Source organism: Microbacterium sp. GXS0129, assembly GCF_044769785.1.
In the GTDB taxonomy this organism is placed as follows: domain Bacteria; phylum Actinomycetota; class Actinomycetes; order Actinomycetales; family Microbacteriaceae; genus Microbacterium; species Microbacterium nymphoidis.
In genome coordinates, this window is the sequence record NZ_JBIZVZ010000003.1 from 139,389 (window position 1) to 160,921 (window position 21,533).

General features: G+C 66.4%; 30 protein-coding genes. 25 read left to right on the forward strand and 5 right to left on the reverse strand.

The annotated features are described in order from the left end of the window. Window positions 1-103: 103 nt before the first annotated feature. Complete coding sequence (locus ACIQJ5_RS10860) at window positions 104-1,789, forward strand: cell wall metabolism sensor histidine kinase WalK (protein WP_231092196.1); 1,686 nt, start codon at window positions 104-106, stop codon at window positions 1,787-1,789. 204 nt (window positions 1,790-1,993) lie between these two features. Here the strand turns inward: ACIQJ5_RS10860 and ACIQJ5_RS10865 are convergent, their stop codons facing one another. Together ACIQJ5_RS10865 and ACIQJ5_RS10870 are read right to left on the reverse strand one after the other, a co-directional pair. Next, on the reverse strand, window positions 1,994-3,082 hold the full coding sequence (locus tag ACIQJ5_RS10865) for a tyrosine-type recombinase/integrase (protein ID WP_402843719.1): 1,089 nt from the start codon (window positions 3,080-3,082) through the stop codon (window positions 1,994-1,996). After that, on the reverse strand, window positions 3,069-3,689 hold the full coding sequence (locus tag ACIQJ5_RS10870; protein ID WP_402843721.1) for a helix-turn-helix domain-containing protein: 621 nt from the start codon (window positions 3,687-3,689) through the stop codon (window positions 3,069-3,071). The genes ACIQJ5_RS10865 and ACIQJ5_RS10870 overlap by 14 nt, the downstream gene beginning before the upstream one ends. A gap of 89 nt (window positions 3,690-3,778) precedes the next feature. On the opposite strand from ACIQJ5_RS10870, the gene ACIQJ5_RS10875 reads away from it, so the two are divergent. The 7 genes from ACIQJ5_RS10875 to ACIQJ5_RS10905 all read left to right on the forward strand — a co-directional run bounded on the left by ACIQJ5_RS10875 (window position 3,779) and on the right by ACIQJ5_RS10905 (window position 6,879). Beyond that, window positions 3,779-3,973 carry a helix-turn-helix domain-containing protein gene (locus tag ACIQJ5_RS10875; RefSeq protein WP_402843724.1) on the forward strand — a complete coding sequence of 65 codons (195 nt, stop codon included), beginning with the start codon at window positions 3,779-3,781 and terminating at the stop codon, window positions 3,971-3,973. A 77-nt stretch (window positions 3,974-4,050) separates the two neighbouring features. Continuing rightward, on the forward strand, window positions 4,051-4,302 hold the full coding sequence (locus ACIQJ5_RS10880) for a DUF3039 domain-containing protein (protein ID WP_402843727.1): 252 nt from the start codon (window positions 4,051-4,053) through the stop codon (window positions 4,300-4,302). A gap of 238 nt (window positions 4,303-4,540) precedes the next feature. Then, window positions 4,541-4,945: a helix-turn-helix domain-containing protein gene (locus ACIQJ5_RS10885; RefSeq protein ID WP_402843730.1), complete on the forward strand. Its 405-nt coding sequence runs from the start codon at window positions 4,541-4,543 to the stop codon at window positions 4,943-4,945. After that, complete coding sequence (locus ACIQJ5_RS10890) at window positions 4,942-5,715, forward strand: hypothetical protein (protein ID WP_402843733.1); 774 nt, start codon at window positions 4,942-4,944, stop codon at window positions 5,713-5,715. The genes ACIQJ5_RS10885 and ACIQJ5_RS10890 overlap by 4 nt, the downstream gene beginning before the upstream one ends. Further along, window positions 5,712-6,143 (forward strand): hypothetical protein, encoded by a 432-nt coding sequence (locus tag ACIQJ5_RS10895; RefSeq protein ID WP_402843735.1) that lies wholly within the window; start codon window positions 5,712-5,714, stop codon window positions 6,141-6,143. The genes ACIQJ5_RS10890 and ACIQJ5_RS10895 overlap by 4 nt, the downstream gene beginning before the upstream one ends. 62 nt (window positions 6,144-6,205) lie before the next feature. Then, complete coding sequence (locus ACIQJ5_RS10900; RefSeq protein ID WP_402843738.1) at window positions 6,206-6,415, forward strand: hypothetical protein; 210 nt, start codon at window positions 6,206-6,208, stop codon at window positions 6,413-6,415. Continuing rightward, window positions 6,412-6,879 carry a hypothetical protein gene (locus ACIQJ5_RS10905; RefSeq protein WP_402843741.1) on the forward strand — a complete coding sequence of 156 codons (468 nt, stop codon included), beginning with the start codon at window positions 6,412-6,414 and terminating at the stop codon, window positions 6,877-6,879. The genes ACIQJ5_RS10900 and ACIQJ5_RS10905 overlap by 4 nt, the downstream gene beginning before the upstream one ends. 350 nt (window positions 6,880-7,229) lie before the next feature. On the opposite strand, the gene ACIQJ5_RS10910 is transcribed toward ACIQJ5_RS10905, so the two are convergent. The 3 genes from ACIQJ5_RS10910 to ACIQJ5_RS10920 form a co-directional block, all read right to left on the reverse strand. Next, window positions 7,230-7,760 (reverse strand): hypothetical protein, encoded by a 531-nt coding sequence (locus tag ACIQJ5_RS10910; RefSeq protein WP_402843744.1) that lies wholly within the window; start codon window positions 7,758-7,760, stop codon window positions 7,230-7,232. Between the two features lie 56 nt (window positions 7,761-7,816). After that, entirely contained in the window at window positions 7,817-8,515 is a 699-nt protein-coding gene (locus tag ACIQJ5_RS10915; protein ID WP_402843747.1) for a hypothetical protein, read from the reverse strand. A gap of 96 nt (window positions 8,516-8,611) precedes the next feature. Beyond that, complete coding sequence (locus ACIQJ5_RS10920) at window positions 8,612-9,238, reverse strand: hypothetical protein (protein WP_402843750.1); 627 nt, start codon at window positions 9,236-9,238, stop codon at window positions 8,612-8,614. A gap of 403 nt (window positions 9,239-9,641) precedes the next feature. Here ACIQJ5_RS10920 and ACIQJ5_RS10925 point away from each other — a divergent pair, with 403 nt between their 5' ends. The 17 genes from ACIQJ5_RS10925 (at window position 9,642) to ACIQJ5_RS11005 (ending at window position 21,268) form a co-directional block, all read left to right on the forward strand. After that, entirely contained in the window at window positions 9,642-10,166 is a 525-nt protein-coding gene (locus tag ACIQJ5_RS10925; protein WP_402843753.1) for a hypothetical protein, read from the forward strand. Further along, the gene (locus tag ACIQJ5_RS10930; RefSeq protein WP_402843756.1) at window positions 10,153-11,448 is read left to right on the forward strand and encodes a PBSX family phage terminase large subunit; all 1,296 of its coding nucleotides are present in this window, start codon (window positions 10,153-10,155) and stop codon (window positions 11,446-11,448) included. Before ACIQJ5_RS10925 ends, ACIQJ5_RS10930 begins: the two co-directional genes overlap by 14 nt. A gap of 10 nt (window positions 11,449-11,458) precedes the next feature. Beyond that, window positions 11,459-13,015 carry a hypothetical protein gene (locus ACIQJ5_RS10935; protein ID WP_402843759.1) on the forward strand — a complete coding sequence of 519 codons (1,557 nt, stop codon included), beginning with the start codon at window positions 11,459-11,461 and terminating at the stop codon, window positions 13,013-13,015. Next, window positions 13,015-13,149: a hypothetical protein gene (locus ACIQJ5_RS10940; protein WP_402843762.1), complete on the forward strand. Its 135-nt coding sequence runs from the start codon at window positions 13,015-13,017 to the stop codon at window positions 13,147-13,149. Before ACIQJ5_RS10935 ends, ACIQJ5_RS10940 begins: the two co-directional genes overlap by 1 nt. Window positions 13,150-13,159: 10 nt before the next feature. After that, complete coding sequence (locus tag ACIQJ5_RS10945; protein ID WP_402843765.1) at window positions 13,160-14,899, forward strand: phage minor capsid protein; 1,740 nt, start codon at window positions 13,160-13,162, stop codon at window positions 14,897-14,899. 306 nt (window positions 14,900-15,205) lie between these two features. After that, complete coding sequence (locus ACIQJ5_RS10950) at window positions 15,206-15,874, forward strand: hypothetical protein (protein WP_402843768.1); 669 nt, start codon at window positions 15,206-15,208, stop codon at window positions 15,872-15,874. A gap of 20 nt (window positions 15,875-15,894) precedes the next feature. Further along, on the forward strand, window positions 15,895-16,872 hold the full coding sequence (locus ACIQJ5_RS10955; protein WP_402843771.1) for a major capsid protein: 978 nt from the start codon (window positions 15,895-15,897) through the stop codon (window positions 16,870-16,872). 3 nt (window positions 16,873-16,875) lie between these two features. Next, a complete protein-coding gene (locus ACIQJ5_RS10960) occupies window positions 16,876-17,238 on the forward strand; it encodes a hypothetical protein (protein ID WP_402843774.1) in 363 nt (120 codons plus the stop codon). Window positions 17,239-17,307: 69 nt separating this feature from the next. Next, window positions 17,308-17,604 (forward strand): hypothetical protein, encoded by a 297-nt coding sequence (locus tag ACIQJ5_RS10965; RefSeq protein WP_402843777.1) that lies wholly within the window; start codon window positions 17,308-17,310, stop codon window positions 17,602-17,604. A 2-nt stretch (window positions 17,605-17,606) separates the two neighbouring features. After that, window positions 17,607-18,020, forward strand: coding sequence for a hypothetical protein (locus tag ACIQJ5_RS10970; RefSeq protein ID WP_402843780.1), 414 nt, complete (start codon window positions 17,607-17,609; stop codon window positions 18,018-18,020). 14 nt (window positions 18,021-18,034) lie between these two features. Continuing rightward, window positions 18,035-18,379, forward strand: a complete 345-nt coding sequence (locus tag ACIQJ5_RS10975) for a hypothetical protein (RefSeq protein ID WP_402843783.1) — start codon at window positions 18,035-18,037, stop codon at window positions 18,377-18,379. 121 nt (window positions 18,380-18,500) lie between these two features. After that, window positions 18,501-18,851 carry a hypothetical protein gene (locus ACIQJ5_RS10980; protein WP_402843785.1) on the forward strand — a complete coding sequence of 117 codons (351 nt, stop codon included), beginning with the start codon at window positions 18,501-18,503 and terminating at the stop codon, window positions 18,849-18,851. Next, window positions 18,844-19,029, forward strand: coding sequence for a hypothetical protein (locus ACIQJ5_RS10985; protein ID WP_402843788.1), 186 nt, complete (start codon window positions 18,844-18,846; stop codon window positions 19,027-19,029). Before ACIQJ5_RS10980 ends, ACIQJ5_RS10985 begins: the two co-directional genes overlap by 8 nt. Next, window positions 19,019-19,438, forward strand: a complete 420-nt coding sequence (locus ACIQJ5_RS10990) for a hypothetical protein (RefSeq protein ID WP_402843791.1) — start codon at window positions 19,019-19,021, stop codon at window positions 19,436-19,438. The genes ACIQJ5_RS10985 and ACIQJ5_RS10990 overlap by 11 nt, the downstream gene beginning before the upstream one ends. 83 nt (window positions 19,439-19,521) lie before the next feature. After that, on the forward strand, window positions 19,522-20,277 hold the full coding sequence (locus ACIQJ5_RS10995) for an IPT/TIG domain-containing protein (protein ID WP_402843794.1): 756 nt from the start codon (window positions 19,522-19,524) through the stop codon (window positions 20,275-20,277). Window positions 20,278-20,354: 77 nt separating this feature from the next. Further along, complete coding sequence (locus tag ACIQJ5_RS11000) at window positions 20,355-20,816, forward strand: HNH endonuclease signature motif containing protein (RefSeq protein ID WP_402844370.1); 462 nt, start codon at window positions 20,355-20,357, stop codon at window positions 20,814-20,816. Next, window positions 20,813-21,268 (forward strand): hypothetical protein, encoded by a 456-nt coding sequence (locus ACIQJ5_RS11005; protein WP_402843797.1) that lies wholly within the window; start codon window positions 20,813-20,815, stop codon window positions 21,266-21,268. Before ACIQJ5_RS11000 ends, ACIQJ5_RS11005 begins: the two co-directional genes overlap by 4 nt. Window positions 21,269-21,533: the final 265 nt, after the last annotated feature.

Sequence of the window (21,533 nt, forward strand, 5' to 3'; positions counted from 1 at the left end):
CGCCCTGACCCGGTGGTGGCGCGGGATCAGCCTGCGCGCCAAGATCACCGGTGTCACGGTCACCATTCTGGCCATCGGCCTGCTCTCGGCAGGCCTGGGCTCGGTGCCGCTGCTGCGATCCGCCTTCGTCACCCAGATCGACGAGCAGCTGCGGCAGTGGTCCAGTAATGAACTGGTCGACCAGCTGTTCGACGTGTCGACGGACGGTTCGCGACTGCAGGTCAGCCCCAAGGCCTCGATGGCGGTCGCCAATCCGCCGTACGTCGTGATCTACGGCCCCGACGGCACCCGCTACGCCAGCGGCGGGCCCGAGGGCGAACTGCAACCGGCCTACTGGGATTCGATCACGCTCGACCAATCGCTCAACCAGACCGGCAGTCCGGTGGACCTCTCCAGCGACGACGGGCAGGCGCACGCGTTCCGTGCCCTGATGAGCAACGTCACCATCACCGTGGGTGATGCTCAGACCATGATCACGCTCGTGGTCGCGCTGCCCACGAACCAGGTCGACGCGTCGATCGGAACCTACCTCTCGATCTTCCTGGTGCTCGCCGCGATCACGGTCGTCGTGGCCGCGCTGGCGACGCGGTGGATCGTCACGCTCGCGTTCCGCAGGCTCGGTCAGGTGGAGACCACGGCGATGGCGATCGCCGCGGGAAACTTCAGCCAGCGCATGCCCGGAGCGGAGCCGCACACCGAGGTGGGCCGGCTGAAGCTGGCTATCAACACGATGCTCGGCCGGCTCGATGCGGCCATCGCGCAGCGGGATACGACGGTCAAGCAGATGCGCCGGTTCGTGGGTGACGCCAGCCATGAGTTGCGGACGCCTCTCGTCACGGTACGCGGCTATGCGGAGCTGTACCGCATGGGAGCGATCCGCGGCGAAGAAGACACGGCAGCAGCCATGGATCGCATCGAGAAGGAGGCGATCCGCATGGGCACCCTCGTGGAGGATCTCCTCGCCCTGGCGCGCCTCGACGAGCGGCGCGAACTGGTGTTCTCCGCTGTGGATCTGCGCCCCGTCGGCCGCGACGCCGCGATGGACATCCGTGCGGCGGCACCGGAGCGCACCGGCACGTTCATCGATGCCACCGCGCAGCAGGCGAACGCCACGCCACCGGTCCCCCTCCCCACAGACACGGGCGAAACGTCGAAGCGGCGCACCCCGACGACCACCGCCATCCTGCAGGTCGGCGCGACGATCGGTCGCCGCCTGGGGCGCCGCCGCGCCGCGGACGGCACCGAGCTCGAGCGCACGCCCACCGGCGAGGTGGCGCCGCTTCCCGCCATCACCTACCCCGCCCCGGTGATCCCCGACGCGGAGCCCATCGTGCTCGGCCAGGAGGACAAGATCCGTCAGGTGGTCACGAACCTGGTCGGCAATGCGCGCCGGTACACGCCCGACGACTCCCCCATCGAGATCGCTGTCGGCGTGGACGACGCGCGCGAGTTCGGCTGGATCGCCGTGATCGACCACGGAGACGGCATCCCGGACGAGCTCAAGGGCCAGATCTTCGAACGCTTCTGGCGCGCGGACACGTCACGTACGCGCGAGACCGGCGGCAGCGGACTGGGTCTGTCGATCGTGGCATCCATCGTGGAGGCCCTGCACGGCGCAATCACGGTCGAGGACACCCCCGGTGGCGGCGCGACCTTCCGGGTCAGCATCCCGCTGGTGCGTCAGCGCACCCCCGAGGAGCATCTGCTCATCGAAACGCAGCCGCTGGAGCGTCTTGCCCTGGATGAGAACGGCGATCCCCTGCCGCCGGTCGCTCCGTCGCGCAACTGACGCTCGTCCTCCCCAGCGCCCCGTTCTCCCCGCCTCGTCCCCATCGACGCGTGCGTCCGCCCGCCTCGAGCCGCCGGTTCCTACCGTTGTCGGCAGAGAGAAAGGAACGGGACCATGGCTGTGTTCTCGGTTGACAGTGAAGCACGCCCGTTGTCCCCTGGAATTCAGGGGATCCGGGGCTGAATCCGGGTGATCAGTCCGCATTCAGTCCGCAAGAACTGCCACCGCGGCGAACTGGTCGTCAGAGAACCGCTCACGGAGCACGTTCGCAACGACCATCTTCGAGGACTCGTCCTTGTCGGGCCAGAGGTGTCCGTAGACGTCCAGAGTCTGCTGCGCGGTCTTGTGCCGAAGGCGCTTCTGCACCGTCTTGATATCCAGGCCGGCCGCGATCAGCAGCGACGCGAAGTAGTGGCGCAGGTCATGGAACCTGAAGTCCTCCGGGAGCCCCGGCACTGTCGCGCGAGCCTTCGCGAACGCGTAGTCGAGCTGACGCGGCCCGATCGGCCGGCCCAGCGCGCCGAGGACGATCGTCTTGCTGTTCCACGTCCTGACGTTCATGCCAAGGAGCATCGATAGCTCTGGGGGAATCGGGATCGGGGTCTTCGACTCGTCGGTCTTCAACTCTCGTTCGGGGTACTGGATCAGTGGCTTGACAATGCCGCGCATGAAGTCGACATCGGTCGCACGGACCACCACTGCCTCACCGGCCCGCAAGCCTACGAAGGCGCCGAGCAGGATCGCCGGCCGCGTGGGCTCCGGCAGTGCGTCGTAGAGCGCCCAGACTTGTTCCGTGGTCGCCACATACGCGCGTTGCTCACCCTTCGGCGGCGAGGTCTTTCGAGAGCAGGGTGACTTCACCAGCAGCTCATCATGGACGGCGTCGTCCAGGATCTGTGAGAGCCGACGGTAGACGGCGTGTACGTAGGAGGCTGCGTAGCCGCGGCCCTGGAGCTGAACGACCCAGGCCCGAATGTCGGATGCCTTGAGGCTCGACATCTGCCGGTCGCCCAGGTCCGCCTTGATGATCTTGATGTGGTTCGCGGCGAGCTGCATGGTGCTCTCGCGCTTCGAGTACCCCGCGAGCCACGTGTCACACCACGCGGCGACGGTCGTCTTGCGGTCCTTCGGCGAGATGTACGTTCCGGCGTTGAGCGCAGCGACCTGGGCTGAGCCGTACGCATCCGCTTCCCGCTTCAGGTCGAAGTGCCTCGAGGATTCCCGTCCGGAGTGGTCGCGCCACCGTACGCGCCACTTCCCGTTGGGGCGCTGCTTGACGTTATAGGTCGGCATCGTGCAACCTCACCTCCAGCCTTGTCGCATCCTCTGTGCGACTCGGGCTATGCGTCAGAGCCTCACGAGCTGTTGGCGACGTTTGCGCTGCCTCCGCTGCGTAGACATTGCGCAAGATTTCCAGGGGATCCGATCGATTCAACGCCCCTTCGACAGCCTCATACGCGGCCATGTCGACACCCGCCTTCGCGAGTTGCTCTCGTATGAAGATGCGGTCGGCGTCGAGCGGGAACCGGATGTCCATCTGAGAAGCCACCAAAACTCGCTCCTGAACGAGCTGTCTTGCACTCTCGTGGAAGCGCGCGACACGCTCCATGAGTATGGTGACCCACCACCGCATGCGGACAAGTTCCTTGCTTTGGGCGAGCTGATCGATGGACACGTTGAGCACTCGAGCGACCGCAATCGCTTCAGCAGCACGCAACGACCTACTGCCTGACTCGATACGAGCGATGGTCGTCTGGTGCATCCCGGCAATCCCGATGTCGGTGAGCTGGCGCGCGAGTTCGGACTGCGAGATTCCCAGCTGTTCGCGCTGCGCCCTCATGTTGCGCCCGATGTTCTGGTCAATCTCCGATGCCAGGTCAAGCCCGCCGTTCTCCGTCATACAAGCACGATCCCACATAACGGCATTGACCCACAACACGTGACAGCATTATGCTGATTTTCACTAGCCATCACACACAAGGAGTGTTCATGCGTACTACAGACACAACCCCACGCCACCGCTTCTACTTCGTGGATGAGGTTGCGACAGAATTGCGCCGCTCAGAGGCCGCGGTGCGTTGGCTCATGCAGACAGGAAAGCTCGCCTCATCCAAGCTCGGCGGCCGACGAGTGGTCTCTCAGCAGCAGCTCGACGAGTTCTTCGCCAAGGCGTTCGGCGAATGACCTGCGCCTCAACAACCAAGAAGCCCTCGCCACGGCGGCAACCGTGCGAGGGCATGACACCCAGTGAAGGAATCCCAATGAGTACCACCCCGATTATCCCCCAGAACACGATCGACGCGCTGGAGGAGATGTTCAACCGCCCCACCACGGTGAACCACTACGTCAAGAAGGCCGACATCACGGCCGGCATCGTGCATGGCACACCGGTAACTGCGCCGTGTGGCGCGATGTTCGTCTTGCGCGCACGCGGCGGGGACGTGGCGGCGCACGGACCGCAGACGATCATCTGCCCGGAGTGCACGGCCGTAATCAAGGCGGTGGCGGCGTGACCCGGGCGCGGTTGGTCGACGCCCGGTTCGCTGGCGGGCTCATCACTGTGGAGGACACGATGATCGATGGCGCGAGTGATCGTCACGGCGTCACAGTGAGTCTGCCGTTGGGTGTCCTGACGCTGTTCCCTCACGAGGCGACTCAGCTCGCCGCCGCGCTCGTTGAGTGTGCGTCCCCGCAACCGCGGGAGCTTCGCCGCGCGGTATCCGTGGACGCGCAGTTGAAGGAGCTGGAGCCGTGATCCGCGGCGAACAGGCCGCAGTCGCCTCCGGCGTTCGGACGCTGCGGCTGATGGCCGGCGTGACGGTCAGCGAGTTCGCCAGCATGACGGGGAGATCCGTGGAGTGGTTGATCGCGCTCGAGGCTGGCACGCTGCCTTTCGTGAGCGAGAAGCAGCTCGCGAACCTGACCGGTGAGCTCTGCAACCTGATCCGACGGCGGCACGCCTCTGGCGGCGTCACAGGGGCCATCCTGGGGCATCTCCGAGAGGATGTGGGGCTGTCGCTGGAGGCGGCGGCTGCCGCCGCTGACACCACGCCGAGCTATCTGCGAAAGGTGGAGGCGGGGACCTTCATCTCGTCACGGTCATACGTGGCACGAGTCACGAAGGCCCTCGTGGGAGTGCCCGAGGTCGCGCGGTGAAGAAGGACAACCGCCTGTTCGCGCGGCTCGATCTCGACTACGCCGATCACCCGAAGATCGCGGGGCTCTCGGACGGTGCTTTTCGGGCTCACGTGGAAATGATCCTGTACTCGCGGAGATACCTGACCGATGGTCGAATCCCTGTGCGAATCGCCAACCGGTTCGGTATCGACGTGCTCGAAGAGCTCACAAGCAACGACGAAACGCACCCATCGCTGGTGATTTTGCCGGGCGGAGACTACGAAATCCACGACTTCGCCGACATGCAGGAGACGAAGGCGGAAGTCGAGAAGAAACGCCAGGTCAACAGTGAAAACGGACGTAAGGGTGGGAGGCCTCGCAAAACCCATTCGGTTACCGACTCGGCATCCCAGAACGAAACCGAAACAAAAGCAGAGACAGAGGCAGAGACAGAGACAGAGACAGAGACAAATACACCACCTAACGGTGGTGGTGCGCGCAAGCGCGGCACCCGCATCCCGGAACCGTTCATCGTGACATCAGCGATGAGGGAATGGGCGGCGAGCGAGACACCCCACGCGGACGTCGATGCGTGCACCCGGCAGTTCGTGGACTACTGGCGCGCTGAGTCCGGGTCTCGTGCTTCGAAGCGCGACTGGGTGGCCGCGTGGCGGAACTGGCTCCGGCGCGAGGAGGCACCCGCCCGCACCAGCCCGCAGCGGGTGCCAACTCGCACTGAACAGAACCTGGCTGTCGTGGCCGAGATCGCGGCACGTGAGGCCGCAGAGCAGAGAGGGATCACATCATGAACCGCACGGAGGCTGCGAAGGCCCTGGCGGTCGCGTCCGGATTCGACCGCCGCCAGGTTGACGAGCTCACCGCGACCGCTTGGGCGGCAGCACTCGACGGGTATCACTACCCGGAGGTGGAGGCCGCGATCATCGCGCACCACCGCGACCCGGCGACTCGTCACGAGTACCTGACCGTCGCGCACGTGCTGGACCGAGTCGAGTCGATCAATCGGGCACGGTTCGCGGATGTGGAAGCGGATGTGCGGGTCGCGAAGGCGCTCGGGTTCATCCGCCGCGATTGGCCCGCGCGGGAGCCGCTGCCGGTGGAGGCTGCGGGCCGTCTCTCCGCTCACCGTGCCGGTGTGCGCGCCGAGGAGAAGCGGATCGAAGCCTCGTACCCGTGGCGCGACGGCGAGCTGCACGGCCCGCTGAGAGCCGAGCAATGAGCGCGCGTCCGGCCAGTCACCAACCACGCAAGTCGGAAACATCCAGGCCTAGGAGGCACCAAATGGCAACCAAGTTCGACGTTCTGGAAGCACTCATCGACGCCAAAACGGACGCGCTCGGGGGCGACGACCTCGGGAACCACCACGTGCTCGCCGTGATCGTCACCCTCATCGGTCAGCCGCACACGACGGTTGAGGACCTCGTTGACGAGATCTACGACACGATCGCTGAGGCATTCGTGGACTCGCCTGATCGTCCGGAGGCAGCATGAGCCATGTCGTCGCTAGATGCCCACTCTGCAACCAGAAGTCCTCGGTGCCCGACGGAGCGGCGTTCCAATGCCACAACGACACCTGCGCCGAAGACGCCGAGCGAATCCGCAACCCCCGCGAGGTCATCACTCGCGAACAGATGATGCGGGACTGCGCTGTCGTGTACTACGTCGCGTTCGGCAACCGAATCAGGATTGGCACCACGACCGACCTCGCCGGCCGTATGAAGGCACTCCCGTACGACGAGTTCGTAGCGTTCGAGTTCGGCGGTTACCATCTCGCACGACAGCGCCGGGCACAGTTCTCCGGAGCCCGCATCACCGTCACCTGGTTGGAACGCAGCGACCAAGAGCTCAAGACGTGGATCCGTCAGCTTCGAGCCGCCATGGAGTACCCGAACGACGCCACGCGGTCCGCTACCCGAGCCGTCAAGCGCCGCCTGCTGGGTCTGGAAGTGAGGTGAACGCTTGGCTGACATACGCGCAGGCGGCCATGGCCTGCGGACGCTCGAAACGGACCATCCGTCGTTGGGTACACGACCCACGGAACAACATCGGCGTCCGCTACAGCGACAACCAGGGCCTCACGATCAGCTACACCGACCTCCGTCGCGTCGAAGCTGAGAAAACCAAGTACCGTATGACGCCGACATTCGGACGCGCGAACGTCGGACACGAAGATCCGATTTGAATGTGGCCAATGTGTCCGCCATAGAGTGATAACAGGTGGACATGTGTCCCCAGATGCGAAGCAACGCGGAGCCCCCAGGTGGAAGCCCCGGACCTCACGCGAGGACCGGGGCTTCCACCATCATCAGCCTCTCTCCGGAAACTCCGGCGGCAGCTCCCCAACCATCAGTTGGCCCGAGGTCACGGCCCGTTGGTTCCATAGGGCGATTCCACGGCGAGCATCGTACACGAAGCTCAACCGCTCGAGCCGATCCATCCCGTCTGTGGGAAGTTCAGTAAGACGGTCAAGGGTGCTTTCGAGCCAAACGCGCAGTTCATCGTCCTCCGGTGCTATCGCATAGAGGTCCACATGCGCCAAGGCCTCAGCGCGCCGGATGTTCATCTCCGTCTCCACGTCGGAGAGTGTCAATGCGTAGGTAGCCGTGTCCTCGTCCCGCACCCGTACCATTTGATCAGCCGCGGCGACCGCGCGCATCATCGCGAGTGCAACCGTAGAGCGCTCTTCCCGCGCGAGCCGATTCGACTCGCGCGTCCGCTGGTCAGCGTCCCTCGCCGCCGCTTCCTCGGCAATCATGGTTGCTTTCACACCGTTGCGGTACGCCAAGTACGCAAGCACGCCGGAGACAAGAACCGACGCCGCCGTCACCCCGACCATCCACCAATCTGCTTCGTGTGGACCAAACGTGACCGGGATCGCGTATCGCATCGTCGTTATGCCCCGAGTCCTGTGGTGATCTCCAGCGCGATCCGGGCCGCTTCGACGGCGGCCCCTCCAACGACGGTCGGGACAATCTGGCCGGCAAGTTCCCGCCAGAATCCCTTCGCTTCTGGCTTCGCTTGGTCGGCCGCGGCAGTGAACGCCACCCACAGTCGTTCCGTCGCAGTCGTGAAGTCGAACACTCGTCCGGCGTGCTCGTCATCGAGCGCCAGGCGGATCTCGCCGATTAGTCGGCGCAAGTACATCTTGAGGCGCGGGTCCATGTCGTCGTCATCAGTCAGAAGCGAATCCGCCCGATCGATCAACGGGCGCAACTGCTCAACGTCATGCTCGTCGTAGGCAAGCACCTTGCCGTCTAGGTAGTACGACAGCCCTTCAATCTGCTCGAGGATCTCGTCTGACACCAGCATCTCGGGCATGGTTGAGTTGCCCCAACCCGCGTTCAACGACAACGGCACGCGCGCCCACCTTCCAAGTTGGCGCTGATACACGCTGACCCGGTGTTTCCGCGACGCTAGGTACTTAAGCTGCTGATCAATCGTGGACAGCAAGCCATACGCACGGATGATCTCAGCGATTCCCTCCGCCGTGTTCGGTTTGAGTGCGTCGTTGACAGTGCTGCCCTGGCGCGCCGGCATCCGGCCGCGCCATTCCGTGTAGAGGGCATGAAGCTCCTCCGCAGAGTTTCCCATGCGCTCATGCTATCCACGCCCACGGACAGACCTGCTCTCACATCAACCGAGCCAGAGCACGGCGTGAACGCGTCCATCACGACCTGTGATCTTGGCTCAGATCACGCGGTAGACCCGCAGCCGCTTCCCCGCGCTAAGGCCACCACGCCGCACGTACACGTCTTGGAGCTCCGCCGATCCGGCGACTGCGCACAGCACCGATCCTGCCGGCATTTCGGCGATCGCGTCGCGCACGAGGAAGAGCGCGGACCACCTGGTACCCGGGCGCTGCGCGAGGTTACCGATTCCGTACCTGCATCCCTTCGGGGTCTCCCGCCCGACTTCGCGAATGCTGGCCCCCGTTGGCCGCCCTTGCAGTGTGATGATGAGTCCCGCGAGCACCCATGCGGTGAGTAGCAGGAGCATCGCGGACGCGACCAGAGGGACATAGATCGCGCCGATAGGCCACACCAGCGCGATGAAGAACGTCACGCCGAACACGACGACAAGAACCATCGGGACAACGGACAGCATGATCAGGTAGGCCCAGAGCCCGAGACGTCGGATCGCAACAGTCCCGTTCCCGTCCTCCGAGACGTAGACCTTGCCGTGCGTCGCGATCATCACAGTGCTGAGAAACATCCCCAGCCACAGCATCACAGCCTTCAGACGAGATCCCTTCGCGAACGCGAGAGCGCCGATCGTCGCTGCCTGCACGTACCCGCTGAGCCCCCTGACACGCATGCCGGGGAGCCTAGCAATGACCGCTGCCGGCCGAAGGGAGCGGAGCGCCTACACGGCGGCCCCGGACCTCACCATGAGCACCGGGGCCGCTGCGCTTCGACTACTACCCGAGCGTGATATTCCCTACCTGCGGGCCCCCCTCGGCCGCACGATAAGCAACCGACGCGGCAATCAACAGCTGCGCCGCATGGGACGGGTTCGCCCGCTGCGCGAATTCCGACAACGTCGCCGCCGCACTGTAGAGCGCCACCTGCGCCTCATCCCGAGTTGCCATAACCGATCTCCCATCGAGTAACCCGGAGCACCCTGCCCCGGAACTGGCAACCCTACACACCCCGTTCGACATCGACAGCGCGCACAGCGCCACGCACGGGCAAGAGGCCCACACGCGAGGTGATCCCCCATGGCGAACACCACACCCATCAGCGACGACGTGAAAGCCGAAGTCCTTCGCCTCCACGCCGAAGGTCACTCCCGAAACCACATCGCACGCACCCTCGGGATCAGCGCCGGATCCGTCACCAATATCTGCCGCGCCGCCGACCGCTCGTTTGACCGGTCAGAGACGAAACAGGCGACCGAGGCGCGGACGGTGGATCTCGCCGCGGGCCGAGTCCGTCTCGCGGAGAAGATGCTCGCGGCGTCCGAGGACATGCTGGACCGGATCGATGACGAGTACCTGGTGTACAACTTCGGCGGCAAGGACAACGACTACAACGAGCACACGTTGGAGTCGGCCCCGGTCGAGGTGCGCCGCAACATAATCGTCACGGCGGGCATCACGTTCGACAAGCTGACGCGGATCGTGGAGCGTGCCAACACGGGCACTGAGGAAGCGATCGGCATGCTGGATCAGCTCGCGGCCGGGTTCAAGGCTGCCGCGGCTCAGTACCGTGCTGACGAGACGCTGGCCGATGATCCTGAGTGACGTCGAGAAGCTGGCGTCCCGGGCTCAGATCCTGTCGCTTGTGGATGCGATGCGGTTCAAGCTGGCGCTCTGGTACGGGGCGGTGTCGTCGGGGAAGACGATCATCACACTGTTCGCGTTGCTGCTCGCGATCCCTCTCGCGCCGCGTGGCGGGATCATCCTGATCGTGGGCCGCACGATGACGACGGTGTACCAGAACGTGTTCGTGCAGTTTCAGCGCACAGACCTGTTCGGGTCGAAGATTGCCGCTCAGGTCGCGTACACGCCTGGGGCGTCGTCGGCGCGGATCCTGGGCCGTGAGGTCATGATCGTCGGCGCGAACGATGCGAAAGCCGTCGGACGCATCCAGGGCTCCACTGTTGCGCTCGCCTACGTGGACGAGGCGGCGCTGCTGCCCGAGGAGTTCTGGAACATGCTGATCAGCCGTCTCCGGCTTCCCGGCGCCCGGCTCCTCGCGACGATGAACCCCGCGTCACGGAACCACTGGCTCCGGAAGAAGTGGATCGTCCCGGGCGCGGCGAAGAACCTCATCTCGTTCCACTTCACGATGCGCGACAACCCCGGTCTCGATGCCGACTACATCGCCGACATGGAGCGGTCGTTCAGCGGCGTCTTCTACCAGCGCATGATCAAGGGCGAGTGGACGAACGCGGCCGGCGCGATCTACCCGATGTGGGATCCCGACCGGCACGTGATCCCGTTCGCGTCGATGCCCCCGATCCGTGAGGTCTACGGGTACGGGATGGACTACGGCACCACGAACGCAACCACGGCACTGCTGCTCGGGCTCACCGAGGAACCGAAGCCACGGCTCGTGTTCATGGATGAGTGGGGCTACGACTCGAAAGCCGAGAAGAACAACGGCCAGCGGCTCACCGACTCCGAGCTGTCGCGCCGGTTCATCACGTGGCATAGGGGCCAGCACGCACCGTTCCCGCTCACCCGGCACCCGAACTTCATCATGCTCGACCCGGCCGCTGCGTCCTTCCACGAGCAACTGCGCAACGACCTGATCGGCGAGGGCATCGCCCCATGGCCTGCGGATCACGACGTCCTCAAGGGCATCGCGACCGTCGCGAACCTGCTCGACACAGACCGGATGATCGTCACCGACCGGTGCGAAGGCTGGATGGCCGAGGTCACCGAATACCAGTGGGACGAGAAAGCGACCGACAAGGGCGAGGACAAGCCCATGAAGGAAGCCGATCACTACCTCGACGCCGGCCGGTACATCACCCACAGCACACGCCACTACTGGCAGCACGAGCTCGCCGCCGCTTGAAGGGAGCGCCATGCCGATTCCCGAAGCGAACACCCCGTGGCTGCCGAAGCCCTGGGACACCGCCTACGCCGCATACGCCGAGAACGAAGCATGGTGGCTCGGGGACGTCGCGAAGCTGCAAGCCATGTACGGCGGCGAACAGCAGGCTACGCACATGCACGCCGGTATCCCGCACCGCGGCGGCGTTGTGGGCGCCCTGTACCGGGGATTCTGGGGCCGCCCCGTCGTGGCGAACGAGAACCGCACCCGCCTGCATGTCCCGGCACCGGCTGATCTCGCCACACTGGCGTCCGATCTGGTGTTCGCGGAGCCCCCCGAGGTGCGCCTGACCCAGAGCAACGAGAAGGCGCAGGCGCGTCTCGACCTCATCGCGAACAGCGACATGGCGCACGTCACGTTCAACCAGATGGGCGAGATGAAGTCCGCTCTCGGCGCGACCGTGCTCGTGTCCCGCTGGAACACGGCCGTCGAAGATCACGTGTGGCTCGAAGCGTCCGGCGCGGATGTCATCATCCCCACGTTCGTCAGCGGCCGGATGACCGAAGTCACCCTGTGGACCGAGTATGTGGAGAACTCGACCTACTTCCGCCACCTTGAGCACCACGCACCCGGGTACATCGAGCACGCCCTGTTCGAGGGCACCGCCGCGAACCTCGGCCGCCGCGTTCCCCTCGACGCGCACCCCGAGACTCGTCAGTACGCCGGGCTTGTGAACTCCGCATCGGTGATCGAGACGGGTATCACTCGCCTCACCGCGACGTACAACCCGAACGTCCCCACGACCGCTTGGCGCAAGAAGGGCACGCTGTCCGCGACGGGCCGATCCGACTTCGCGCAGCTCCACCAACTGTTCGACGCGCTCGATGAGACGTTTTCCTCCTGGATTCGTGACCTGCGTCAGGGCGCGGGCCGCCTGATCGTCCCCGAGGCCGCGTTGAACCTCGGTGCACGCGGTCAGGGCGCATCGTTCGACATGAACCGGGAGCTTTTCGCGGGGCTGAACATCCCGGGCAATCCCGACCGCCCGCTGGATCAGGTGCAGTTCGCGATCCGTGTCGAAGAGCACGAGCGCACGATGAGCGGCATCTACAAGGAGATCCTCCGGAAGTCGGGTCTGTCGTCCTCATCCTGGGGCGACTACGACGGGCAGCAGGGCGCGATGACCGCAACGGAAGTCACCGACCGGAAGTCCGCGTCCGAGCGCACCCGTGACAAGAAGCTGCTCCACGACCGTGGCGCGATCGCCCGCCAGTCGTCCGTCGCGCTCGAACTCGACGGGAAGGTGTTCCCAGGGAAGGGCGGCGGACTGTACGACGCGCCGACGGTCACGTTCGTGGACGTCTCGCAGGAGGATCCGCTCGTGCTCGCGCAAACCCTGTCGCTCCTCGAAGCTGCCGACGCGATCAGCACCGAGCAGAAGGTCCGCCGCGTCAACCCCGACTGGGACGACGAGCAGGTGAAGCAAGAAGTCGCGAAGATCCGCAAGGACCGCGGCACCCTCGTAGACCCGACCACGTTCGACGGTGGCCCTGTCGCCGACCCCGCCGAGCCTGACTCCGAGGTGTGATGAATCCCCTCGTCGTGGTGCTGGTCGGCATCCTGTCGGCGCTGGCGCTGTACGGCGTGGCCTGCGTGACGTTCGCGGTCATCGTCCTTCGGATGCTGGCACGCGCCGAGGACATCAACGACTCCGACGAGTAGGGGGGACGCTGTGGCGCTGTTCGCTCTCGACCCCGACAGCCCATCCCCTGAGGACATCATCGAGGAGCTGTCCCGTGAGCTCGCGGCCCGGTTCCGTGATGTCGAGGACACGCTGATCCAGGAGGTCGCGGAGCGGTTCGTGCGTCAGCAGCGGCTTCTCGCGATGCTGCCGGACACTCCGGTGGGTGGTGGGCTCACTGCGGCGCAGCGTGCCGAGCAGAACCGGATCCTGGCGCTGCTCGCGATCGAGCGCCGCCGCATGGTGCAGGAGCTCCAGGGCATCGCCGCTGGGCTCGTGGAGCGGCTGCGGACCGCGGATCTCGTGCAAGAGGTCATCCGCATCGCTGCCGAGCAGGGCGAGGCCGCGGCGGCTGCGGCGATGGGCTTCGGGTCCGGCCCCGGTGTCGTCCCGGTCCGTGACGGTGCGGGCATGATCCGCACGGTTGCCGCGGTCCCCGGCTCCGCGCAGGCCGTCGCCATGGTGGCCCTGTCGCTCCAGTCGCGGCTCGAAGCACTTGAGCAGCGCATCACCCGCTACCCGCAGGACGCGTACCAGCGGATCGTGTCGATCTACACCCCGGGCACGCTCCTCGGTGTCACCACCTCGCGGGTGCAGCAGGCGCGCGCCGTGCAGCGGTTCCTCGCTGAAGGAATCCCCGGGTTCGTGGACCGTGCCGGGCGCCGGTGGACGATCGGCGCCTACGCCGAGATGGCCGGACGCACGTCCGTCAACCGGGCGTTCACGGACGCCGGGATCTGGCGCATGCAACAGGCGGGTATCAACCTCGTCACCGTCGTGCGTGGTCTCGACTCGTGCCGAAAGTGCGCGGACTGGGCCGGTGCGATCCTCTCCACCGACGGCACCACCGGATGGGTGAACCTCCCGCACGCGACCATCAACGGCGAATCCGTGCCCGTCTTCGTACGAGCGACCGTAGATCAGGCGCGCGCCGCCGGGTGGGGACATCCGAACTGCCGGTGCCGGCTCGTCGCGTACTCCCCCGGGCTCACGATCCCGCAGGAAGACACCACGTACGACGAGGCCGCCGAGAAGGAACGTGCCAAGCAGCGCGAACTCGAACGTGACATCCGGGCGGCGAAGCGCCGTGAGGCGTCCGCGATGAACGACACCGACCGGGCCCGCGCCCGCGCCGATGTCCGTGACGCTCAGGCCACGATGCGTGACTTCATCCGCGACACCGGCCGGCACCGCCAGTCCTACCGTGAACAGCTGCACTTCGCAGACGGACGCGGCACCGCAGCTCGCCCCGGACCGCAGCCGCCGACACCGGCCGCCCCGCCCGCGATCCGCACGGACGGCGTCACGACAACGCGTGTCCCGACCATTCCGGCCAGCGAGCGCACGCCCCAGTACATCCCGCCAGGGCTACGCATCGAACCGCACGAGATCACGGCGGGCGAACGTCTCGCCGCCGGCGGGTACAGCGTCGTGTGGCGCGAGCTCACCCACGGGCACCGGGTGAAGAACCCCGACGTGTTCCTGAACGGCGACCCCGCCCCTTGGGACATCAAGAGCCCCCGAGGCAGCGGCGGCAGCACGGTCTCGAACCAGTTCCGAGCCGCGAAAGAACAGGGCGTCCGGCACTTCGTGTTCGACATGGCCCGCACACCCCTCGATGAGGAGACCGTGCGCGCCGAGGTACGTCGCCGGTTCGCCGCGAGTGGGTGGCTGGACGCGGTGCTGTTCATCGGCCGTGACGGCTCGGTGACTCTCTACACGCGGGAATGAGTGAAAGCGCGGCTGGAAGGTCCGAGTGAACCGACTGCCGCGCTCTCACCGCCCATCATACCGCCGCGCGTGTCGCGGCGTCCACAAGCCGGGTGTCAACGCGGTCTCTTGCTACCCGCGAAGGCTGCTCACGACGCGCGCACCTTTCCGCGCGAGGCAGACCTGCACCCCTGGAGCGGCGGCGACCTGGAACACCGCCGCCGCTCCCCTCACACTCCGCGCCGCCGACGGCCCTGCACGGCGGCGGCGCGGCCTACACGACCCGCACGCAGGGTGCGGATCCACCAATGAGCAGGAGGCTCACGCATGTCCACCACCCAGAAGCGCCCCGCCGTCGCCATCGACCCGGGCGGCTTGGCGCAGATCGGCCCGTCTCGCTTCCAGATGCGCGGCATTCGTCTTGTGGAGGGCGAAGCTGGTTCGGCCCCGGCTGCGCCCTTGGCCCCCGCAGCGCCGTCCGCGCCTGCGGCTCCCGCCGCTGCGGCGCCCACACCCCCGGCGCCTGCTGCCCCCAGCGCACCGGCCCCGCCCCCCGCGGCGCAGTCATCCGCGCCGGTCGCGTACCACGGCGACCCCGACGCATACGTGCGCCAGCTCCGCGACGAGAACAAGGAACGCCGCGAGGCGCTCACCACGGAGCGGCAGGCGCACGAAGCGTCGAAGACGGCACTCGCCACGGCGGAGTCCGAGCGTGACGCCGCCCGCCGCGAGCTCGCGGTGCTGCGCATCGCGCCCGCCGTCGGTGCGAACCCCGCCGCGCTGCTCGACTCCACCACCTTCCTGACCGCAATTGCCAACGTCGACCTCCAGAACGAGGACGCCGTCAAGGCCGCGATCACGGACGCGCTCGAGAAGAACTCGGCGCTCAAGGCCGCACCCACGCTGCCCGCCACGAATGGCGGCGGCGCACGGGGCGGCAGCACCGCCACACCCACAACCCTTGAGGGCGCGATCGCCGCGGCCCTCGCTGGCTGAACTCGAACCAAGGAGGCATCATGCCCATCACTCTGGACGAGGCGAAGAAGAACGCCCCGACCCCTCTCGACGTGCAGGTGATCGACGAGTACCGGAAGACCGGCGTCATCCCCGACACGCTCATCTACGACGACATCGTTTCCGCCGCTGGCGGCGGTGTCCTCGCGCACGGCTACCGCCGTCTGGTGACCCAGGCGACCGCCGCCACCCGCGAGATCAACAAGGAGTACACCGACCAGAATGTGACGACCGAGCTGAAGTACAGCCAGCTCGCCGTCATGGGTGGCTCGTTCTCCATCGACCGCGTCACCGCCGAGCTCGGCCCGTCCGCGTCCGGTGGCATCGCGCTCAACATGACGCAGAAGATCAAGGCTACGAACGCGAAGTTCGCGGACCTCGTGGTCAACGGCGACGTCGCGACCGATGCGAACAGCTTCGACGGTCTGGACAAGGCACTCGTCGGCACGAGCACCGAGTACGGCACCGGCGCAGTCACTGACTGGACCGACTTCGACACGAATCCGCGCGCCGAGCACAAGGCGCTCGACGCGATCGACGAGTTCCTGTCGCTGCTCGACGGGGCGCCGACGATCATCCTCGGCAACAAGTTCTCCCTCGCACGCGTGCGCGCCGCGGCTCGCCGCGCTGGCATGTACACGAAGGACCCCGTCGAGGGCCTGATCGGCGCGAACGGCCGCCCGATCGAGCGTGAGATGTACGGCGGCATCGTGTTCGGCGATGCCGGCGCGAAGGCCGGATCGAACGACGAGATCATCCCGGTTGCGGCGGACGGCACCACGAGCCTGTACGCCTACCGCGTCGGCCTCGACGGCTTCTGCGGTGTCTCCACCATCGGCGGCAGCATCGCGAAGGCATGGCTGCCGAAGTTCGACACCGCGGGCGCTGTGAAGCGCGGCGAGGTCGAGCTCGGCCCGGTCGGCGTCGAGCTGCGCGCCACGAAGGCCGCCGCCGTCTTCCGCCAGATCAAGGTGCGCTGACCCATGGCCGGCATCACCACACCCGTGGAGGGCTACACCGGCGTCGTCGTCGGTGTCTCGTTCGTGGACGGCCACGGCGAGACCGACAACCCCGCCGCGCTGGCCTACTTCGCCCGCCAGGGCTACACCATCGAGGACACGGCTCCCGCGTTCCCCGACGGTGACCCGACGGAGAAGTGGACCGGCGACCAGCTCAAGGCGTTCGCCGCGGCGAAGGAGATTACCGTCACCGACGGCAAGAAGGCCGACGTCCTCAAGGCGATCACCGACGCGCTCGCCGAGCGTACGGCGACCGCCGAGGCAGAACAGAAGCGCATCGCGGATGAGAAGGCTGCCGCGGCTGCCGGAGCCACCCCGGCGCAGTAGGCCGTGACCGGCGTGCCCGCGACCCTCACCCGGTCGCGGGCACGCCACCACACAGCAGGGAGCATCATCATGAAGATCAACCACCCCGCCCCGGAACCCGGCCGTGTCGAGTTCCTTGGGATCGAGTTCCAGGACGGCACCGCCATCGTGGACGACGTTCACCCCGAGCGGGTCGCGGCGCTCATCCAGCACGGCGCGACGGTCGTGGCCGAAGGCACACGGCTCGAAGACCTCACGAAGGCCGTGCTCCTCGACATCGCGGAGACCGAGGGCATCGACTTGCCGGCGAAGGCCACGAAGGCACAGATCATCGACGCCATCAACGCGGCGCCCGTCCCGGTGCTCACCGAGGTCCCGGAGGCGTGACCATGGCGCGCGTGTACGCCACCGAGGCCGAGTACAAGGACTACGACAAGAGCGACGAGAACGAGTCCGATGTCATCGTGAAACGGCTGCGGGACGCGTCGCACGAGGTCGAGGGCCTCACCCGCACCGCTGTGTACGCCACGGACGTAGACGGCATGCCGACGGACCCCGTGATCCGTGAGGCGTTCCGCGACGCGACCATGGCGATCGTGTCCTACTGGGGTGAGACCGACGACCCGAACGGTGCAGACATCGCCGCCGGTGCCGTGAAGATCGGATCCGTGTCACTCGGCACCACGTCCGCGTCGCAGGAGAACCTCACCGACCTGCAACGCCTCACCCGTCGTATCGGTGAGCTCGCCGTCACGATCCTTCGCAACGCGGGCCTCATGGGTTCCGCGATCGCGCACACCTGACAAGGGGGTAGGTCATGCCGCGGCTCCGGAAGAAGCACCTCCCGCACCGGGTGATCATCACCCCGTTCACCGCGGACACCGACGAGGGCGACAGCACCGGCACCCCGATCCCGGACGTCCCGGCGTACGTCGAGCAGAAGGCGCGCCTCCGGGTCGACCGGCGCGCATCCTCCCCCACGTCGGGGCAGGAGATCACCTCATCGACGTTCGTGGTGCTCCTGCCCGAGCACGATGTCCTCCCCCGCTACCGCATCACCGTGTGGCCGGGAACCCCGCGCGAGCGCACATCCGAAGTCATCGACTCCGCGAAGTTCGACTACAAGCGCACCCCGAACCACATTGAGGCGTTCCTCGAATGACCGAGTGCGAGAAGTGCGGCGCCCTGTGGCCGTCCCCGCTCGCCGCCGCGGCGTGCGCTGACCAGGACACCTCTGACGAACGCGACCGCAACGCCGGCCGCGTGTACCGAAGGGAGCTGTCATGGGAGTAACCGTCACCGTCACGGTCGATGTGAATCCCGGCCTCGACGGTGAGATCAGCGCGGCGACAGTTCAAGGGCTGAACCTGGCGGCTGAGCGTGGCCTCGCCCTCACCGCTGAACGTGTCCCGCTTGATCTGGGCACGCTCGTCGGGTCCGGCGCGGTGGAGCCCGCCAGCAGCCCCGAGGACGGTGCGGCGATCACCTACAACACGCCGTATGCCGTGCGCCTGCACGAGCACCCCGAGTACAACTTCCAGAACGGTCGGCAGGGCAAGTACGTCGAGGAGCCCCTGCTCACGCATGCCGACGAGCTCGGCGCGATCATCGCCGCGGAGGTGAACCGTGCCTGACATCCGGGGCGGCATCATCCCCAGCGACGGCTCGATCAGACGGTTCGCAGAACTCGACTTGCGTGGCTCGTACATCCCGCTCCATCCGTCCGTGACGGCGCGTAACCGCGCGCTCCTGCGCGAGACGGCTATGCGGCTCGGCCTCGCGCAGGAAGGGGAAACGGACGATGACTGCTGATGCCCCCGAGATGATCCTGAACCGGGCGCTCGCTCAGTTCCTCCACGATCACGACCTCGCCGTGTACGACCCCGGCCAGCCGCTCTCTGAGCGCGGCATCCGGTTGGACGGGAAGATGCCGACCAGCGTGACTGAGTTCACGCTGCTCACGCCGCTGCGCCCGATCCCGGACGGCCGCGCGAACATGACCTACCGGACGCAGTTCTACACCGCCCGGAAGGGCTCGCCCGCGACGATCCGCGCCTGGGCGGCAGACCTGCGCGCCGTGCTCGATCAGGCCGAGTACACGCCGAACATCCTCGGCATCAGCTACGCCACCGAGTTCAGCGGCACCGACTTCGACGCCGACACCCAGGGGCGTGTATCGACCGCGCTCACCTACCACTTCCGCGGTCGCCGCCAGCGGTAACCGCTCCCACCAAAGCCACCCCTTCGTGAGTGAAGGGGTCGTCGGCGTGCGCCGACATCCCCATCCAGAACAAGGAGAACATCATGCCGGACCCCACTCTCTACGAGACCACCACGATCAGCCAGGGCTCTCTCGCCCTCGCCCACCAGTGGCTCATCCGCCAGAAGGTCGCTGGCGCGTGGATCAACATCACGGGCGACGTGAACAACCTCGACCCGGCCCCGTCCCCGATCACGGTGCAGCGTGAGGCGTACGGCACGAAGGGCCGCACGTCGCAGGACATCACGGGCTACAACTTCGCGCCGACGTTCGATGTCGAGGTGATCCGTGACCCCGTCACGCAGCAGATCGTCGCAGCGCAGTCGTGGCTCATCGACCTCATGTCCGCCGCCGTGTCCGAGGGTGGGCTGAACAAGCGCGAGTTCCAGATCATCACGGACGCTCTCGACCCGCGCATGCCGGCGTTCGAGGGCAGCTTCTCGGTCGCATTCGCGCGCGGCACGTCCGGATACGCCGATAAGGCCGTGATCCGCTTCACGCTCAACAACGACGGCGTCGTGCGTCGCATCACGTCCCCGGTCGCCGGTACGGGTGTCGCGACGATCGAGACCGTGCAGCCCACGGCGCAGGCCGCGGGTGTGATGGTCGCGGTCCGCGGTTCCGGTCTCGCCTCGTACGTGTCCGCGACCGTCCAGGCGAAGCCCGTGACGCTCGCGCGCGTGGTCGATGACTCGACGCTCGTGATCCAGATCCCGACCGGGGTGACCGCGGGCGCCGCGCCTGTCGTCGTCACCAACGCCAAGGGCGCATCCACCGCGTTCGCGTACACCGCGGCCTGAGATCAGGAGGGCATCGGGCCACATGCTGCGTCCGATGCCCTTCGCTCCGATGGCGAGAAGATGACATGCCCCCTCGAATGAACTACAGCAGTTTGCGCGAGCGCCTCGAGTCGCGCCTAGTGCGCACGGAGAACGACTGTCTCGTCTGGATCGGGCCACGCCATTGGGACGGCTACGGCTACTTCAAGCACGCCGGTCGACACGCACGAACTCACCGAGTGGCCTACGAGCTCGCGCACGGCCCCATACCCGATGGCGCAGTGGTCATGCACACCTGCGACAACCCACCATGCTGCAACCCCGACCATCTGCGCGCCGGCACCCAGCGAGACAACGTGGCAGACGCGATCGACAAAGGACGCTTCGGCGGAGGCGCCGGAACGTTCACCGGTAGATACCGAACCCACTGCAAGCGAGGCCATGAGCTGACCGCCAGCAACACCTACTCATTCACCAACTCAGGCGGGACCATCAGTCGACGGTGCAAGACATGCCACCGCGAAGTCATCGCCGCACGTCACCGAAGGAAGGCCTCATGATCACCGCAGAGAAGGTCGGCCGGAATCTGCACCTCACCGTGGAGGGCATCGACGAACCGTACGTCGTCCGTCCCCTGCCTGGTGCGGCGGGGCTCCAGATCACCGACACATACCTGAACAGCATGGGCGGCGACACGATCGGCATGGCCGAGGCGTTGCAGATCGCGTTCGACGGTGCTCGCGAAAACGCGATCACCGGGCGTTGGGAACCGCTGCCGGAAGCCGAGCAGTCGAATTACCGACGCATGGGCCGGGAACTGTCGCAGTCTGAGGCAGAGACCGTCCTCATGCCCGCGTTCTTCTGGCAGACGATCCTCGGCATCGACGGCGTCACTGCCTACATCGAGGGCGGTGAAGGACTCGCCGGCACCCTAAAAGCGTCGGCCGCGCTGACATCCCGCTTGGGGACCTTGGCGCGGCGGACATCGCCGAGTACGGCATCGGCCGGCTGAATCCGAACGGCTACTACGACGAGTACGTCTTCCCTGCCGGGTGGGCCGCGGCACGCGCCGCCGCACGCGGTGACACCGCCCCCACCCGGCACCCCCTGACAGCAAACGAGCTCTGGTCCCGGATTCTCCCGGAGATATTCGGCGAGGTCGAACTCGACCTAGCGCAGTACGGGCTCATCCCGGATCTCGATCATGCGCTTCGCACACGCCCATGGCACTTCATTCGAGCCGCTGTTCTCCGGCTCCTCGACATCGACAGCACATG